Annotated in this window: 14 protein-coding genes; 5 read left to right on the top strand and 9 right to left on the bottom strand. The window is 72.1% G+C overall.

The annotated features are described in order from the left end of the window. Positions 1-73: 73 nt before the first annotated feature. Genes AC1DXT_RS15545 through AC1DXT_RS15530 form a run of 4 tightly spaced genes read left to right on the top strand, consistent with a single transcriptional unit; the run spans position 74 to position 2,332 of the window. Positions 74-550, top strand: a complete 477-nt coding sequence (locus AC1DXT_RS15545; RefSeq protein WP_477062194.1) for a DUF6325 family protein — start codon at positions 74-76, stop codon at positions 548-550. Positions 551-556: 6 nt separating this feature from the next. Continuing rightward, the gene (locus AC1DXT_RS15540) at positions 557-796 is read left to right on the top strand and encodes a hypothetical protein (protein ID WP_477062193.1); all 240 of its coding nucleotides are present in this window, start codon (positions 557-559) and stop codon (positions 794-796) included. Between the two features lie 11 nt (positions 797-807). Continuing rightward, the gene (locus AC1DXT_RS15535) at positions 808-1,200 is read left to right on the top strand and encodes a DUF7144 family membrane protein (RefSeq protein ID WP_477062192.1); all 393 of its coding nucleotides are present in this window, start codon (positions 808-810) and stop codon (positions 1,198-1,200) included. Beyond that, positions 1,184-2,332, top strand: a complete 1,149-nt coding sequence (locus AC1DXT_RS15530; protein WP_477062191.1) for a peptidoglycan-binding domain-containing protein — start codon at positions 1,184-1,186, stop codon at positions 2,330-2,332. The genes AC1DXT_RS15535 and AC1DXT_RS15530 overlap by 17 nt, the downstream gene beginning before the upstream one ends. A gap of 18 nt (positions 2,333-2,350) precedes the next feature. On the opposite strand, the gene AC1DXT_RS15525 is transcribed toward AC1DXT_RS15530, so the two are convergent. From AC1DXT_RS15525 to AC1DXT_RS15495, 7 genes are read right to left on the bottom strand one after another with little or no spacing between them, the layout of a single operon-like run. Further along, on the bottom strand, positions 2,351-3,160 hold the full coding sequence (locus AC1DXT_RS15525; RefSeq protein WP_477062190.1) for an HpcH/HpaI aldolase family protein: 810 nt from the start codon (positions 3,158-3,160) through the stop codon (positions 2,351-2,353). Beyond that, complete coding sequence (gene hpaH / locus AC1DXT_RS15520; RefSeq protein WP_477062296.1) at positions 3,145-3,930, bottom strand: 2-oxo-hept-4-ene-1,7-dioate hydratase; 786 nt, start codon at positions 3,928-3,930, stop codon at positions 3,145-3,147. Before hpaH ends, AC1DXT_RS15525 begins: the two co-directional genes overlap by 16 nt. Before the next feature lie 5 nt (positions 3,931-3,935). Continuing rightward, a complete protein-coding gene (hpaD, locus tag AC1DXT_RS15515) occupies positions 3,936-5,099 on the bottom strand; it encodes a 3,4-dihydroxyphenylacetate 2,3-dioxygenase (protein WP_477062189.1) in 1,164 nt (387 codons plus the stop codon). A gap of 1 nt (position 5,100) precedes the next feature. Continuing rightward, a complete protein-coding gene (gene hpaE / locus AC1DXT_RS15510; RefSeq protein WP_477062188.1) occupies positions 5,101-6,585 on the bottom strand; it encodes a 5-carboxymethyl-2-hydroxymuconate semialdehyde dehydrogenase in 1,485 nt (494 codons plus the stop codon). Between the two features lie 12 nt (positions 6,586-6,597). After that, complete coding sequence (locus AC1DXT_RS15505; protein ID WP_477062187.1) at positions 6,598-7,290, bottom strand: GntR family transcriptional regulator; 693 nt, start codon at positions 7,288-7,290, stop codon at positions 6,598-6,600. After that, on the bottom strand, positions 7,272-8,747 hold the full coding sequence (locus tag AC1DXT_RS15500; RefSeq protein WP_477062186.1) for a fumarylacetoacetate hydrolase family protein: 1,476 nt from the start codon (positions 8,745-8,747) through the stop codon (positions 7,272-7,274). Before AC1DXT_RS15500 ends, AC1DXT_RS15505 begins: the two co-directional genes overlap by 19 nt. Positions 8,748-8,785: 38 nt before the next feature. After that, entirely contained in the window at positions 8,786-10,432 is a 1,647-nt protein-coding gene (locus AC1DXT_RS15495) for a thiamine pyrophosphate-binding protein (RefSeq protein ID WP_477062185.1), read from the bottom strand. 101 nt (positions 10,433-10,533) lie between these two features. Between AC1DXT_RS15495 and AC1DXT_RS15490 the strand changes: the two genes are divergently transcribed. Then, the gene (locus AC1DXT_RS15490; protein WP_477062184.1) at positions 10,534-12,387 is read left to right on the top strand and encodes an FAD-binding monooxygenase; all 1,854 of its coding nucleotides are present in this window, start codon (positions 10,534-10,536) and stop codon (positions 12,385-12,387) included. On the opposite strand, the gene AC1DXT_RS15485 is transcribed toward AC1DXT_RS15490, so the two are convergent. Next, a complete protein-coding gene (locus AC1DXT_RS15485; protein ID WP_477062183.1) occupies positions 12,384-13,271 on the bottom strand; it encodes a phenylalanine 4-monooxygenase in 888 nt (295 codons plus the stop codon). The two genes, AC1DXT_RS15490 and AC1DXT_RS15485, sit on opposite strands and share 4 nt — an antisense overlap. An 88-nt stretch (positions 13,272-13,359) precedes the next feature. Then, a complete protein-coding gene (locus tag AC1DXT_RS15480; protein ID WP_477062182.1) occupies positions 13,360-14,625 on the bottom strand; it encodes a ricin-type beta-trefoil lectin domain protein in 1,266 nt (421 codons plus the stop codon). Between the last annotated feature and the right edge of the window lie 138 nt (positions 14,626-14,763).

Raw genomic sequence — 14,763 nt, 5'->3', positions numbered from 1 at the left:
GGGTGGTGCCAGCCCACCTGCCACCACCCGACGATGACACGGTGATCTCCCTCCTCCGCCCCGGGACGAGTCGATGAGCGACGCGGCCGGCCGGCGCCCGGCGCACGAGGCACCCGACGCAGACCTGGTCGAGTACCTCGTGATCGTGGTCCCGGACCTCGGGGCGTTGGACCGACTGGTCCCGGCCCTCGGAGAGCTCGTCGAGGCCTCGGCGATCCGGATCATCGATCTCGTCTGCGTCACCCGGAACGAGCACGGTGGTGGGTTGACGGTGCTCGAGCTCGAGGACGTCGAGAGCCTGGCGGGTCTCCGCGACGTCGAGGGACAGGTCGGAGGACTGCTCAGCGCCCACGACATCGCGACCGCGTCGCTGGCGGTCGGCCCTGGCTCGTCCGCGGTGGTGCTCCTGATCGAGGGTCGGTGGGCGGCACGGCTCTCGTCGGCCGCCCGGCTCGCCGGTGGGCGCATCGTGGGAGGCGAGCGGATCGCCCGGCGGCGTGTCGAGGCGGCGCTGGCACCCGAGGCGCACTCTCGCGGCACGGACCGGTGAGCACAGATGCACCGAGTTCCCGGCTCGCGTACCGAGCACCCCGACCTGCTCAACCGCACCCGGCCGGCGAACCCACCGGAGGACCCGTGGGCGGCGCTGCTCGTCGATCCGGCCGCTCAGCTGGCCGAGCTCGCCGACCTGGTCGAGCGCGGCCTCGCCACCCCGGAGGAGTTCGAGAGTCAGCGCAGGAAGGTCTTCGGAGACAGTGAACGGCTCGACCACCCGCACCACGACCACGACGAGTGAGAGGTTCGACCATGAGTGAGCACCGCAGCGGCTTTGCCGTCGGCGTGACTGTCTTTGCCGCGACGATGTTGATGGTGACCGGTGTCTTCCAGGCCATCCAGGGGCTGGTGGCGCTCTTCGACGACACGTTCTACGTCGTCGGCCAGGAGTGGATCTTCTCGTTCGACGTCACGACGTGGGGGTGGGTCCACCTGCTCGTGGGCATCCTCGTGGCCGCGGCCGGCGTCTTCGTCCTCGGCGGGGCGGTGTGGGCACGCACCGTCGGCGTGGCCGTGGCGTGCCTCAGTGCGGTCGTCAACTTCGCGTGGCTCCCGTACTACCCCGTGTGGGCGGTCGTGATCATCGCGATCGACGTCTTCGTGATCTGGGCGCTGACCGTCCACGGCCGTGACGTCGTCAGCTGAGCACGGCCGCGCGACCCGGCTGGCGCGCCTCGCGGCAGTCGTCGGGGCCGCGTGCCTCGTGGCGGCTGCGAGCGGGTGCACGGCCGAGTCGCCGGTCGCCGCGGCGCAGGCGAACGTCGCCGAGAAGCAGGAGGCACTGGCTGACGCCCAGGCGAACGCGGCCGACGCCTCGGCGGCGTTCTGCACCGCGAGCGCCACCTACCTCACCGCGCTCGACCGGTACGGCGACGTGCTCCACGACACGGCGCCGACCGTCGGCGACGTCAAGGATGCCGGCAGYGACCTCACGAAGCCGGCGGAGAAGACCCGGGACGCGGCCCAGGACGCGGTCGACGCGCGCGAGGCCGTCGCCGCTGCCGAGGACGAGCTCGCCGACGCGCAGGACACGCTCGCGACCGCCCAGGCCGTGGCCGCGAACCAGCCACCCCCGACGCCCACCGACGACCCGTCGAGCAGCGCTCCGTCGCAGCCGCCGGCGACCGTGCTCCGCGTCCAGCAGGCGGAGACTGAGTTCGCGACCGCGCAGGCGGGCATCACGGACCAGACCCCGCTGAGGGAGGCCGCCGAGCAGTTCAACGCCGCGGCGGTCGCCCTGGAGATGGCCTGGCTCCAGCTCGTCGCCCAGTCCGGATGTCTCACGGACGACCAGCAGGCCGACGCCGCGTCCGCGGCGAGCGCCTACACCGCGGCACTCCAGCAGTCGCTGACCGACACCGGGTACTACGCGGGAGCGGTCGACGGCATCTACGGACCCGAGACGGCCGCGGCGGTCGCGGCGCTGCAGGAAGCGAACGGGCTGCCGCAGACCGGCACCCTGGACCGGGCGACGGATGCAGCTCTCCAGGCCGCACTGGAGGCCAAGGGTGGCGCGGCGGCGGACGAGTCGTTGGCGTCGACGGCCGCACTTCAGCAGACGCTCAAGCTCGTGGGCTACTGGGACGGTCCCGTGGACGGCGAGTGGACCGACGAGCTCACCGCCGCGCTCGGCGCCGCGCAGACGACCCTCGGCGTCCCGGTGACCGGGACGGTCGACGCTGCCACGGTCGCTGCGTTCCAGGCCGCACTCGCGACCGCCCGAGAGCCGGAACCACCGGCAGAGACGCCGGAGCCGACGGAGTCGGCGACCGGCTGACGCGGCCCGCGGCCGGGATCACGTGGCGGCGGGATCCCGGTCCGGGTCGACGGTCGCGGGGGCGAACCGGTGGGCGAGCTCCTCCGACCCGCGTGCGAGGAGCGTCACGTCGGCTCCCACGAGGACGAAGGAGGCGCCGGCCTCGACGTACGAGCGTGCCAGGGCCGGGTCGAACGCGTTGACCCCGACCGGCTTGCCCTCGGCGCGCAAGGCCTCGAACGTGCGGTGGACGGCGGCGACGACGTCCGGGTGACCCTGCTGACCGAGCAGCCCCATCGAGGCGGCGAGGTCGGACGGCCCGACGAAGACGCCGTCCACGCCGTCCACGGCGGCGATCGCTCCGGCCGCGGCAACACCCTCGGCCGTCTCGATCTGCACGAACAGCGACACGTGCTGGTCGGCGTCCGCGAGGTATCCCTCGACCCGGTTCCACCGTGCCGAGCGGGAGAGCGCCGAACCGACGCCCCGACGCCCGCGGGGTGGGTAGCGCACGGCCTCGACGGCCGCCCGCGCCTCCTGCGCCGAGGACACCATCGGCACGAGGAGGTTCTGCGCCCCGAGGTCCAGGACCTGCTTGATCGTGACGACGTCGCCGACCGAGACCCGCACCATCGGGGTCACCGGGTAGGCGGCGACCGCCTGGAGCTGCGCGAGCACGGATTCCAGCCCGTTCGGCGAGTGCTCCATGTCGACGAGCAGCCAGTCCAGCCCGGAGCCTGCGCAGATCTCCGCGACGAGCGGGCTGCCCGTGCACACCCACATGCCGGCGAGCGGTCGCTCCGCCGTCTCGAGGGCGTCGCGGAACGTCGGTGTCAGACGAAGCGGCATGTGATCGTCCCCAGGTTGCGGTAGTCGGCCAGCACGGTGTCGCCCGGCTGCACCCAGATCGGACGGGTGAACGAGCCCGCGAGCACGAGGTCCCCGGCGTCGAGCCGGTCTCCGTGCTGGGCCAGCTTGTTCGCCAGCCAGGCCACGCCCAGGGCAGGGTGACCCAGCACCGCTCCCGCGACGCCGGACTCCTCGATGCTCTCGTTCCGGTGCAGCATCGCAGCCACCCAGCGCAGGTCCACGTCGTCGGGGCGGACCGGCGTGCCGCCGAGGACCATCGCGCCCATCGCGGCGTTGTCGCTGATCGTGTCGACGATCGTGCGGCCCGCGAGCTCGATGCGCGACGACAGGATCTCCAGGGCCGGCACCACGTACTCGGTGGCCCGCAGGACGTCGAAGATCGTCACGTCAGGTCCCTCGAGGCGGTCGGCCAGGCGGAATGCCAGCTCGACCTCGATGCGGACGTTCGAGAACCGGCCGTGCTCGATCACCGAGCCGTTCTCGTAGACCATGTCGGCGAAGATCGCCCCGTAGTCGGGCTCGTCGATCCCCGTCGCCGCCTGCATGACCTTCGACGTCAGGCCGATCTTGCGGCCGACGGGTCGCCGACCGGCCGCCACCGCCCGGCGACGCCACTCGCCCTGCACCGCGTACGCGTCGTCGACCGTCATGCCGGGGTGGCGCGCGGTGAGGAGCGGGACGGTGGTCCGGTCCCGCTCGGCGGCGGCCAGCTCGTCGGCGATCGCCGCGACGGTCTCGGCGGGCAGCAGGCCGGTCACAGCTGGTGCCCGAGCTTGTACTCGCCCTGCTTCCAGCTCGGGAGCTCGTCGGGAGCGTCCCCCTTGCGGGTGTACGAGAACCCGTCGGCCCCGATCGTCACCGCCATCTCGCTGGTGTCCGTGCGCGCGACGACGGGCTGCGGGTTGCCGTCCAGGTCGAGCACGAGGGACGCCTCGGTGTACCAGGAGGGGACGACCGGGTTGCCCCACCAGTCGCGGCGCTGGTTGTCGTGGACGTCCCAGGTGACCACCGGGTTGTCCGGGTCTCCCGTGTAGTAGTCCTGCGTGTAGATCTCGATCCGGTGCCCGTCGGGGTCGCGCAGGTACAGGTAGAACGCGTTGGACACGCCGTGCCGCCCGGGTCCCCGCTCGATCCGGTCCGACATCCGCAGTGCGCCGAGCTTGTCGCAGATCGCCAGGATGTTGTGCTTCTCGTGGGTCGCGAAGGCGACGTGGTGCATGCGCGGGCCGTTCCCGCCGGTCATCGCCGTGTCGTGGACGGTGGGCTTGCGACGCATCCACGCGGCGTAGGTGGTGCCCGCCTCGTCCTGGATGTCCTCGGTCACCCGGAACCCGAGGTCCTCCATGTACCTCACGGCTCGCGGCACGTCGGGGGTGACCTGGTTGAAGTGGTCGAGGCGCACGAGGGTGCCCGGGGTGTAGAGGTCGTAGCGCCACGCGAGCCGCTCGACGTGCTGCACGTCATGGAAGAACTCGTACGGGAACCCGAGCGGGTCCTCGACACGGACCGAGTCGCCGATTCCCCGCGCGAAGCCGTCCGCACGACGCTCGACCCGGCACCCGAGCTCGCGGTAGAACGCGACCGCCTTGTCGAGGTCGCCGGGGGAGCGGACCCGGTAGGAGAGCGCTGCGGCCGCCGCCACCGGACCCCTGCGCAGGACGAGGTTGTGGTGGATGAACTCCTCGTAGGTGCGCAGGGAGATCGTCTCCCCGTCCTCCTCCGTCACGACGAGCCCGAGGACGTCGACGTAGAAGTGCCGCGACGCGGCCAGGTCGGTCACGACGAGCTCCATGGAGGCGGCGCGCAGGATGTCCGGCGGCGGGGACGACGGCGTCGGGATCGGGTCGGCGGACCGGATCGGGTCCTCGACGGTCACGACGGGCTCGGGCCCGCCAGGGGTCAGCGGCGTCGTGCTCACGTCAGTGTCCTTTGCCGAAGGTCGGGTGGTGCGCCTCGCCGAGCGTGACGTGCACGGCCTGCTGGTGCGTGTAGAAGTCGATCGAGCGGTACCCGCCCTCGTGCCCGAGGCCGGAGGCCTTGACGCCTCCGAACGGGGTGCGCAGGTCACGGACGTTGTTGCTGTTGAGCCAGACCATGCCCGACTCGACCGCCTGGGCGAAGGTGTGCGCCCGCCGCAGGTCGTTGGTCCACACATAGGCCGCCAGCCCGTACCTGACCCCGTTGGCGAGCGCGAGCGCCTCGGCGTCGGTGTCGAACGGGGTGATGGCCACGACCGGGCCGAAGATCTCCTCCTGGAAGATCCGGGCGTCCGGGGGGACGTCGGCGAAGACGGTGGGTGCCACGTAGTTCCCGGTCGGGAAGCCCGCGGGTCGCCCGCCGCCGGCGACGAGGCGGGCCTCGGTCCTGCCGACCTCGATGTACGACATGACCTTCGCGAAGTGCTCCGGGTGCACGAGTGCGCCGACCTCGGTGCCCGGCTCGTGCGGGGGGCCGACGACGATGCGCTCCGCCTGGGCGGCGTAGCGCTCGACGAACTCGTCGTAGATCTCGCGCTGGACCAGGATCCGGCTGCCCGCGGTGCACCGCTCGCCGTTGAGGGAGAACACCCCGAAGATCGTCGCGTCGATCGCGGCCTCGAGGTCGGCGTCGGCGAAGACCACCGCGGGGGACTTGCCTCCGAGCTCCATCGAGAGGCCCTTCAGGTGCGGCGCCGCGTTCGCGAAGATGAGCTGCCCGGTCCGGCTCTCCCCGGTGAACGAGATCAGGGGGACGTCCGGGTGCTTGACCAGCGCGTCGCCGGCCTCCTCGCCGATCCCGTGGACGAGGTTGAACACGCCGACGGGCACACCGGCCTCCTCGAAGATCCCGGCCCACAGGGATGCCGACAGCGGGGTGAACTCCGCGGGCTTGAGCACCACGGTGTTGCCCGTGGCCAGCGCGGGCCCGAGCTTCCAGGACTCGAGCATGAACGGCGTGTTCCACGGGGTGATGAGGCCCGCGACGCCGATCGGCTTGCGGTTGACGTAGTTGATCTGGCGGCCGGGCACCTTGTAGGCGTCGTCGGACTGGGCGACCACCAGGTCGGCGAAGAAGCGGAAGTTCTCGGCGGCGCGTCGCGCCTGGCCGAGTGCCTGGGTGATCGGCAGGCCGGAGTCGAAGCTCTCGAGCTCCGCGAGCCGGGTGTCGCGCGACTCGACGATGTCGGCGACGCGGTGCAGGACCCGCGACCGCTCCCGCGGCAGCATCTGCGGCCACGGTCCTTCCTCGAACGCCCGCCGTGCCGCCGCGACGGCTCGGTCGACGTCCGCCTTCTTGCCGGCCGCGGCGTTCAGGTACGTCTCGTTCGAGACCGGGTCGAGGACCTCGAACGTCGCGCCGTCCGCGGAGTCGACGTGCTCGCCGCCGATGTAGTGCTGGAGGCGTTCGGGAAGGTGGGTCGGCATGGGGGTTGCCTCTCAGAGTGAGGTCGTGACGCCGTCGGGGTGCTCGTGGCTGAGGTAGGCAGCGAGCGTCGCGGACCGGTGCCCCCGGGCGGCCCGCTCGATGTCCGGCAGGGGTGCACCGGTCTCGATGAGGTCGAGGAGCACCTCGTGCTCCCGCACGGACTCCTGCGCGCGGCCAGGCACGAAGCTGAACGTCGAGTCGCGCAGGTGGCCGAGCCGAGTCCACTCGGCGTCGACCAGCGCGCGCATGCGGGGGTTCGGGCAGGCGGCGAAGAGCACCGCGTGGAACCTGTGGTTCACCGAGGTGAACAGGTGCGGGTCGAAGTCGTCGAGCGACTCGACGAGGTGGCGGTTGAGGTCGCGAGCCTGCCGGAGGCCGTCGGACGTCAGGTGCCGGGCCGCGAGCGCAGTCGCCGCCCCCTCGAGGATGGCCAGCGCCTCCATGCTGTGCCGGTACTGGGTGTCGTCGATCATCGACACGCGCGCACCGACGTTCCGCTCGAACGTCACCAGCCCCTCGGCCTCGAGCCGGCGGATGGCCTCGCGCACCGGCACGACGCTCATCCCGAGCTGGTCCGCGATGGACCCGAGCACCAGGCGGTACCCCGGGGTGAGCTCCTCGCTCGCGATCCGCTCCTTGAGCCAGTGGTAGGCGAGCTGCGACTTGCTCCGCGCCTCCGCCTCCCTCATCTGCTCGCGCGCCATGCGTCGAACCTCGCTCTCCACTGCGCGTCCATCGGGAAGAGCCCGTCGACCGGGTGGCCGGCGGCGACCTGTTCGGCGATCCAGCCGTCCTCCTCCTCCTGGGCCAGGGCGGCGTCGACGACCTCCTCGACGAGCGCGGGCGGGATGACGACCACGCCGTCGCCGTCGCCGACGAGGACGTCGCCGGGTTCGACGGTCGTCCCACCGCACGCGACGGCGACGTCGATGTCCCACGGCACGTGCCGTCGGCCGAGGACGGCGGGGTGCGCGCCCGCCGAGTAGACGGGGATGCCGACGGCGGCGACGGCGGCGTGGTCACGGAGACCGCCGTCGGTGACGATGCCGGCCGCCCCCCGCGCGTGGGCGCGCAGGGCGAGGATGTCGCCGAGCGTGCCGGATCCCGCCTCACCGCGCGCCTCGATGACGAGCACCTCGCCCTCGCCGACCGCGTCGAACGCGCGCTTCTGGGCGTTGTAGCCACCGCCGTGGCGGGCGATCAGGTCCTCGCGGCCCGGCAGGAACCGCACGGTGCGCGCGGTGCCGACGAGCTTGGCACCGGGGTGCATCGGACGGACCCCGTCGATCGTCACCTCGTCGAGGCCACGCTTGCGCAGCTGTGCGCTGAGCGCCGCGACCGGGGCCTGCATGAGCTTTTCGCGCAGCTCGGGGGAGAGGCCCTGTGGCTCGAGACCGGCGGCGGCGCGCGAGCCCCACGCCTCCGCGCGCTGCACGTCGTCGACGGCGGGCAGCGACCCGAGCGCACCGTCGAACCCGTGCTCGCCCTGGACGACGGTGGTGACGAGCCGGCCCGAGGTCGGAGCGCCCGGGGCGTCCAGCGCGTCGACCTCGACCTCGATGACGTCGCCGGGGACGACGACCGAGGAGCCGGCGGGGGTGCCGGCGAGGATGACGTCACCGGGCTCGAGCGTGAGGTGCTGCGAGAGGTCGGCCACCAGCTGGGCGAGGGGGAAGAGGAGCCCGGCGGTGGTGTCGTCCTGGCGGAGCTCGCCGTTCACCCAGGCGCGCACCCGCAGTGCACCCGGCTCGACCGCGCGGGCGTCGAGGAGGGCCGGTCCGACGGGGGTGAACCCGTCACCGCCCTTGGAGCGGACGTTGGAGCCCTTGTCGTTCGCGCGCAGGTCGTACAGCCCGAGGTCGTTCGCCGCGGTGACCCATGCGACGTGGTCCCACGCCTGGGCCAGAGGCACCCGACGTGCGGTGGTCCCGATGACGAGCGCGATCTCGCCCTCGAAGGCGAGCAGCTCGGTGCCCTGCGGGCGCTCGACGGTGCCACCGGAGGGCGCGACGGAGCTCGACGGCTTGAAGAAGTACGACGGCTGGGCGGGCCGCCGGCCGCGCTGGTCGGCGCGCGAGGCGTAGCTGAGGTGGACCGCCACGATCTTGCCGGGGCGTCCGGGCAGGGCGGAGAACCTGCGGTCCGTGCTGTCGTCGGTCATGAGCTCCCTTGCCGGTGGTGAGGAGAGGTCCTGCGTCGTCAGCCGCTCGCCCGGGAGATCTCCTCCCAGAAGGGTGCGACCACGGTGCCGGACACCCGCAGGTCGAGGAGCAGGAACGGGCGGTCGGACTCCGGCCGGGCGCGCCACCGCGTCAGCGCCTCGAGGTCCTCGACCGTCCGGACGGCCACGCCCTGCGCGCCGAGCGCGGTGGCCACGCCGGCGAAGTCGACGTCGGGGATGAGCATCGGTTCGCGTGCCAGCCCCTTGCGCCCGTAGAGGTGCATCTCCGCGCTGTACGCCCCGTCGTTCCACACCACCGCGATCCCGCGGCCGCCCGCCACCCGCACCGCCGACTCGAGGTCGGACAGGGCCATCAGCCCGCCGCCGTCTCCCGTGGTCAGGACCACCGTGGTCTCCGGCCGGGCGAGCGCCGCGCCCACCACGCTGGGGAAGCCGAGCCCGATCGCCTGGAACGCGGTGCCCACCATCACCATCCGGTCCGGGGCGGACACCGGCCAGTACATGTTCGACCAGCCGAGGAAGTGCCCGCCGTCCGAGACGACCACACGGTCCTCGGGCAGCAGCTCGGCAAGGCGCGCGGCCGCGGTGCGTGGGTCGAGGCGCCCGTCCGCGGCCGTCCCGTCGCCGGGCTCCTGCCGACGAGCGGCCGTGAGGTCGACCGACTCGCGCCACCCGCTGGGTGTGGCTCCATCGAGCTCCTTGAGGATCGCCTCCGTGACGACTCCCGCGTCCCCCCGGACGTAGCCGCCGACGTGCGGGTGCGTCGCCGCGGGCGCGACGTCGACCTGGAAGACGCGGCACCCGGGCGCGAAGAGGTCGCCGAACCGCATCGTGAACTGGTTGAGGGAGGCGCCGACCACCACCGCGACATCGGCCTCACGGACGAGCTCCATCGCCCCCTGGGCGCCGAACCCGCCGGCGACGCCGAGGTCGAACTCGGACCGGGGGAACACCCCCCGCCCGAGCGCGGTCGTCGTGGTCAGCGCACCGGTCGCGTCGGCGAGGGCGCCCAGGGCCTCGCCCGCGCCGGCCTCCCAGGCACCGCGCCCCGCGAGGAGCAACGGACGCCGCGCGTCGGCGAGGGCCGTCGCGATCTCCCGCACGACACCCTCGGCGAACGCCCCCCTCATGGCGAGCGGAGGTGGCAGGCGCGGGGTCGGCGTCTCGGGCACCGGGCCCGTGTCCAGCGTCGCGACGTCGTAGGGGATCGCGAGCACGGTCGGCACCCGGTAGGTCAGTGCGTGCTCGACGGCGATGACGGTCGTGGCAGCGGCGTCCGTACGGCCCACGGTGTAGGTGCGGGCGCCGACGGCCGAGGCCATCGCGATCTGGTCGACGTCCCAGGGTCGCGGCCCGGACGTCGGCTCGTCGCCGACGACGAGGACGAGCGGCACGTGGGCCTGCACCGCCTCGGCCAGGGCGGTGAGCGTGTTGGTGAAACCGGCGCCGTACGTGGTCGTCGCCGCGGCGAGCCGGCCCGACGACCGGTGGAAGGCGTCAGCGGCGACGACCGCGCCCGCCTCGTGCCGCACCGCGACGAAGCGGGCGTCGGTCTGGCACGTCAGGGCGTCGAGGAAGTACGCGTTGCCGTTGCCCATGACCCCGAAGACGTGGTCGACGTGGGCGGCGAGCGTGACGGCGACGTGCGCGGAAACCGTCGGCATGGATCAGGGCCTTCCGGGCCGGGTCGACCGCGTCATTGCGGCGTGGAAGGGATAATATACGATCCGTCAACCTCGACACCGGCGTCAGGGGAGCGGGTCCCATGCAGTTCCACCACCACGGCTACGTCTCCGGCGACCCCCGCCTCCAGCCCGCCGCGGGGGTGGGCCTCGACCGGCCCGACGAGCTCCCCGACGAGGTGGACGTCCTCATCATCGGCGCCGGCCCGGCGGGCATGATCGCGGCCGCGCAGCTCTCGCAGTTCCCCGACGTCGTCACCCGGATCGTCGACCGCCGCGACGGCCGGCTCGCGATCGGGCAGGCGGACGGCATCCAGGCGCGCAGCGTCGAGACGTTCCAGGCGTTCGGGTTCGCCGGCCGGATCGCCGAGGAGGCCTACCGCATCACCGAGATGTGCTTCTGGCACCCGGACCCTGCCGACCCGGCGCGGATCGTGCGTGGCGAACGGCCGCCCGACGACCCCCACGGGATCAGCGAGTTCCCGCACCTCATCGTCAACCAGGCGCGCGTGCTCGACTACTTCGCCGAGTACATGGCGAACTCCCCGAGCCGGATGGCGCCGGACTACGGCTACGAGTTCCGCGGGCTCGAGCGGTCCGACGACCACGTCACCGTCACGCTGGTGCGGACCGCGGGGGAGCGTGCGGGGCAGGAGAAGGTGGTGCGGGCCAAGTACGTCCTGGGCGCCGACGGCGCCCGCAGCGGGGTGCGGTCCGCGATCGGCTGCACCATGCAGGGGAACTCGGCGTTCCACGCCTGGGGCGTCATGGACGTGCTCGCCGTCACCGACTTCCCGGACATCCGCCTGAAGTGCGCGATCCAGTCGGGTGCGGGAGGCAGCATCCTGCTCATCCCGCGCGAGGGCGGCCACCTGTTCCGCATGTACGTCGACCTGGGCGAGATCGACCCCGACTCCCACCACGAGGTGCGGAGCACGACCATCGAGCAGATCATCGCTCGGGCGCAGGCGATCCTGCAGCCTTACACGCTCGACGTGCATCACGTCGCCTGGCACAGCGTCTACGAGGTCGGGCACCGGCTCACGGACCGGTTCGACGACGTCCCCGTCGAGGAGTCCGGCACGCGGACCCCCCGCGTGTTCATCGCCGGCGACGCCTGCCACACGCACAGCGCCAAGGCCGGTCAGGGCATGAACGTGTCCATGCAGGACGGGTTCAACCTGGCGTGGAAGCTGGGGTACGTGCTGTCGGGCCGCAGCCCGGAGAGCCTGCTAGCCACCTACTCCGCCGAGCGCCAGGTGGTCGCGCAGAACCTAATCGACTTCGACAAGGAGTGGTCCACGCTCATGGCGAAGACGCCGGAGGAGCTGGGGGACCCCGGCCGGCTCGCCGAGTTCTACGTGCGCACCACCGAGTTCCTCTTCGGGTTCATGACCCAGTACGCCCCGTCGATGGTCGTCGCCGAGCCCACCCACCAGGCGCTCGCCACGGGCTTCCCGGTAGGAAAGCGGTTCAAGTCCGTCCCCGTGGTCCGCGTCGCCGACGCGAACCCGCTGCAGCTCGGGCACCAGCACCGAGCCGACGGCCGGTGGCGCGTCTACGCGTTCGCCGACGAGGCGGCCACCGCGCTCACGACGTGGGCCGACTGGATGAGCGGCTCCCCGGTGCGCGACGACGGTGTCGTCGACCTCAAGGTCGTCTACCAGCAGCGGCACGTCGACGTCGACATCGCGGCCGTGCCGGACCTCTTCCTCCCGCGCACCGGCCCGTTCGAGCTCGTCGACTACGAGAAGGTGTTCGCCACCCACCCGGACGAGGACATCTTCGAACTGCGGGGCATCGACCGCGCCGGGTGCGTCGTCGTCGTCCGGCCGGACCAGTACGTCGCGGCCGTCCTGCCGCTCGACGCCACGGACGAGCTCGCCGCGTTCTTCGCGCAGCACCTGCTCGCGGCGAGCCGACAGCCCGTGGCCTAGGCGGCGCCCCGCGCGAGCCGGGCCGGCGTCTCGTCGTCGAACTCGGCGAAGAACCCGCCCACCCGGTCGGTGAGCTCGCTCATGCCGTCGCAGGCGAACAGGATCGGCTGGTAGTGGCTGATGTCGTACGCCAGCGTGGCCATCTGGTGGAAGTCCACGGGCCGGATGTCCGCTCCCCGGAACTCCTCGATCTCGCCATAGGACGACAGGAGGCCGGCGCCGTAGGCGCGCAGCTCGCCGTGCTCGTACATCACCCCGAACTCGATGGTGAACCAGAAGACGTCCGCCACGTACTGCAGGCCCTCGGGCGTCTCGCACCGTCGCGCGGCCTCGCCGGCGCGGCGCTTCACGTCCGCGATCGCGGGGTTGGCGAGCAGGTTGCAGTGCCCCACGACCTCGTGGATGACGTCCGGCTCCGGCGTGTACAGCGGCTGCGACGGATGGCGCAGGTACTGCGTCGAGTGGAAGACCCCGTCCGCGAGCGACCCGTAGAACACGTCGAGCGGCACGAGCCCGGCGGCCGGGTGCAGCCGGAAGCCGCTCAGCGGATCGAGTCCCGCGCTGACCTCGTCGAGCTGGGGCACGTGGTCGGTGGGCAGCGCGAGGGCTTCCTTGCCCTCGAGGTAGCCACGGATCGCGAGCCGCTCGTGCTTCGGTGCGAGCTCGCGGCACACGGTCCGCCAGATCTCGTTCTCGGAGTCGGTGTACTGCACCCGCGGCACCGGGTCGCCGGGCTGCCACCCCAGTGCAGGACCGGCGATCTCCTCGCGGCGACGGCGGTACTCCGGGTCGTTCGCACCGGGGTGGTCGTCCGCCAGGTGCACGGTGACCTTGCCGTCCTCGTCGGCGGTGACGGGGGCGTAGAGCTGTCCTTCTTCGAACATGCGACCCGTTCTACGCCGAAAGAGCGCCGGGCGCATCCCCCGGTCCGGCAGCCTGGGTCGACCAGGCTGCCGGACCGCGATCACCGCGTCAGAGGAACCACTGCTGGTTCGCACCCCCGTGGCAGTCCCACAGGTTCACGCGCTGCCCGTCGTGCACGGGCGTGCCGCCGACGGCGTCGAGGCAACGGCCCGACTGCGGGTTCCTCAGCGTGCGCGTCGCCGTGTCGTACGACCACTTCTGGGCTCCGGTGCCGTTGCACGTCCACAGCTGCACGACGGTCCCGTTGGCCGTCCCACCGCCGCTCACGTCGAGGCACTTGCCGAGCGCGCGGACGGTGCCGTCCGAACCGCGGGTCCACTGCTGGGCGGCGTTGCCGTTGCAGCCGACGACCTGGATCGGGTTGCCGTCGTGCGTCTGGGCCCAGGGCACGTCCAGGCACAGCGTGTTCGCGACGCGGATGGTGCCGGTGCCCGTCGGGAGGGAGCCGCCACCCCCGCCGCCGGAGCCCGAGCCGTTGTCATAGACGCGGACGTAGTCGACCAACATCCGCTGCGGGAGCTGGGTCGTCCCGTCGGGGTAGCCGGGCCACTGGCCACCGACGGCGACGTTGAGGATGAGGAAGTACGGCTTGTCGAACACCCACGGGTTGCTGCCCACGCGGGCTGTCGTGACCTGGTGGTAGACGTTCCCGTCGACGGACCACGTGATCGAGCCGGGCTTCCAGTCGACCGCGAACGTGTGGAAGGTGTCGGCGAACGACCAGTTCTGCGGGTGCTGGTAGACGCCGGTGATGCCGCTGCCGCCCGAGTAGCCGGGGCCGTGCACGGTGCCGTAGATGCGGTGCGGCTCCTTGCCGATGTTCTCCATGATGTCGATCTCGCCCGAGGTCGGCCACGACGTCTGGGGGAAGTCGCCGCCGAGCATCCAGAACGCCGGCCAGATGCCCTGTCCCCGCGGGATCTGGATGCGGGCCTCGACGCGGCCGTACTTGAGCTCGACCTTGTCGTTGCTCTGCAGCCGCGCGGACGTGTACGACCCGTCGCCCTCGCGCCGGGCGGTGATGACGAGGTTGCCCTGTCCGTCGAGCGCGGAGTTGTTGCGGGACGTCGTGTAGTTCTGCAGCTCGGCGTTGCCCCAACCGCCCGCACCCGTGTCGTAGCTCCACACGGCGGAGTCGGGGGCGCTGCCCGCGGAGCCGTTGAACTCCTGCGACCAGATGACGTCGCCGATCGCCGCCTCGGCGGTGGTGGCCGTCGAGGCCACCAAGCCGGCGACGACGAGCGCGGCGGCGCCCAGTGCGGCGGCGAGCCCCTGAGCTCGACGGGTGGCGGTGCGCTGGCGTACGGGATGCATCGTTGCCTCCTGGAACCGGTCGTCGATCGGACGGGGCCGTGGTCGGCATCGCCCGATGACACGTGTCACTGCGCTGCGCACGGCAAGGGGGCGACTTGTCCGATTTGCGCCGACAGTAACGACAACTGTTACTGACCT

The organism is Cellulomonas sp. P1_G12_2 (assembly GCF_056405535.1).
The sequence above is the reverse complement of the archived record's forward strand: the minus strand, read 5'-3'. Positions and strand labels throughout refer to the sequence as shown.

Excerpts from the sequence above, each read along its gene's own strand:
- AC1DXT_RS15545 (WP_477062194.1), top strand. The coding sequence starts at position 74 with ATGAGCGACGCGGCCGGCCGGCGCCCGGCGCACGAGGCACCCGACGCA.
- AC1DXT_RS15540 (WP_477062193.1), top strand. The coding sequence starts at position 557 with ATGCACCGAGTTCCCGGCTCGCGTACCGAGCACCCCGACCTGCTCAAC.
- AC1DXT_RS15535 (WP_477062192.1), top strand. The coding sequence starts at position 808 with ATGAGTGAGCACCGCAGCGGCTTTGCCGTCGGCGTGACTGTCTTTGCC.
- AC1DXT_RS15525 (WP_477062190.1), bottom strand. The coding sequence starts at position 3,160 with ATGCCGCTTCGTCTGACACCGACGTTCCGCGACGCCCTCGAGACGGCG.
- hpaE (WP_477062188.1), bottom strand. The coding sequence starts at position 6,585 with ATGCCGACCCACCTTCCCGAACGCCTCCAGCACTACATCGGCGGCGAG.
- AC1DXT_RS15505 (WP_477062187.1), bottom strand. The coding sequence starts at position 7,290 with ATGGCGCGCGAGCAGATGAGGGAGGCGGAGGCGCGGAGCAAGTCGCAG.
- AC1DXT_RS15500 (WP_477062186.1), bottom strand. The coding sequence starts at position 8,747 with ATGACCGACGACAGCACGGACCGCAGGTTCTCCGCCCTGCCCGGACGC.
- AC1DXT_RS15495 (WP_477062185.1), bottom strand. The coding sequence starts at position 10,432 with ATGCCGACGGTTTCCGCGCACGTCGCCGTCACGCTCGCCGCCCACGTC.
- AC1DXT_RS15490 (WP_477062184.1), top strand. The coding sequence starts at position 10,534 with ATGCAGTTCCACCACCACGGCTACGTCTCCGGCGACCCCCGCCTCCAG.
- AC1DXT_RS15485 (WP_477062183.1), bottom strand. The coding sequence starts at position 13,271 with ATGTTCGAAGAAGGACAGCTCTACGCCCCCGTCACCGCCGACGAGGAC.
- AC1DXT_RS15480 (WP_477062182.1), bottom strand. The coding sequence starts at position 14,625 with ATGCATCCCGTACGCCAGCGCACCGCCACCCGTCGAGCTCAGGGGCTC.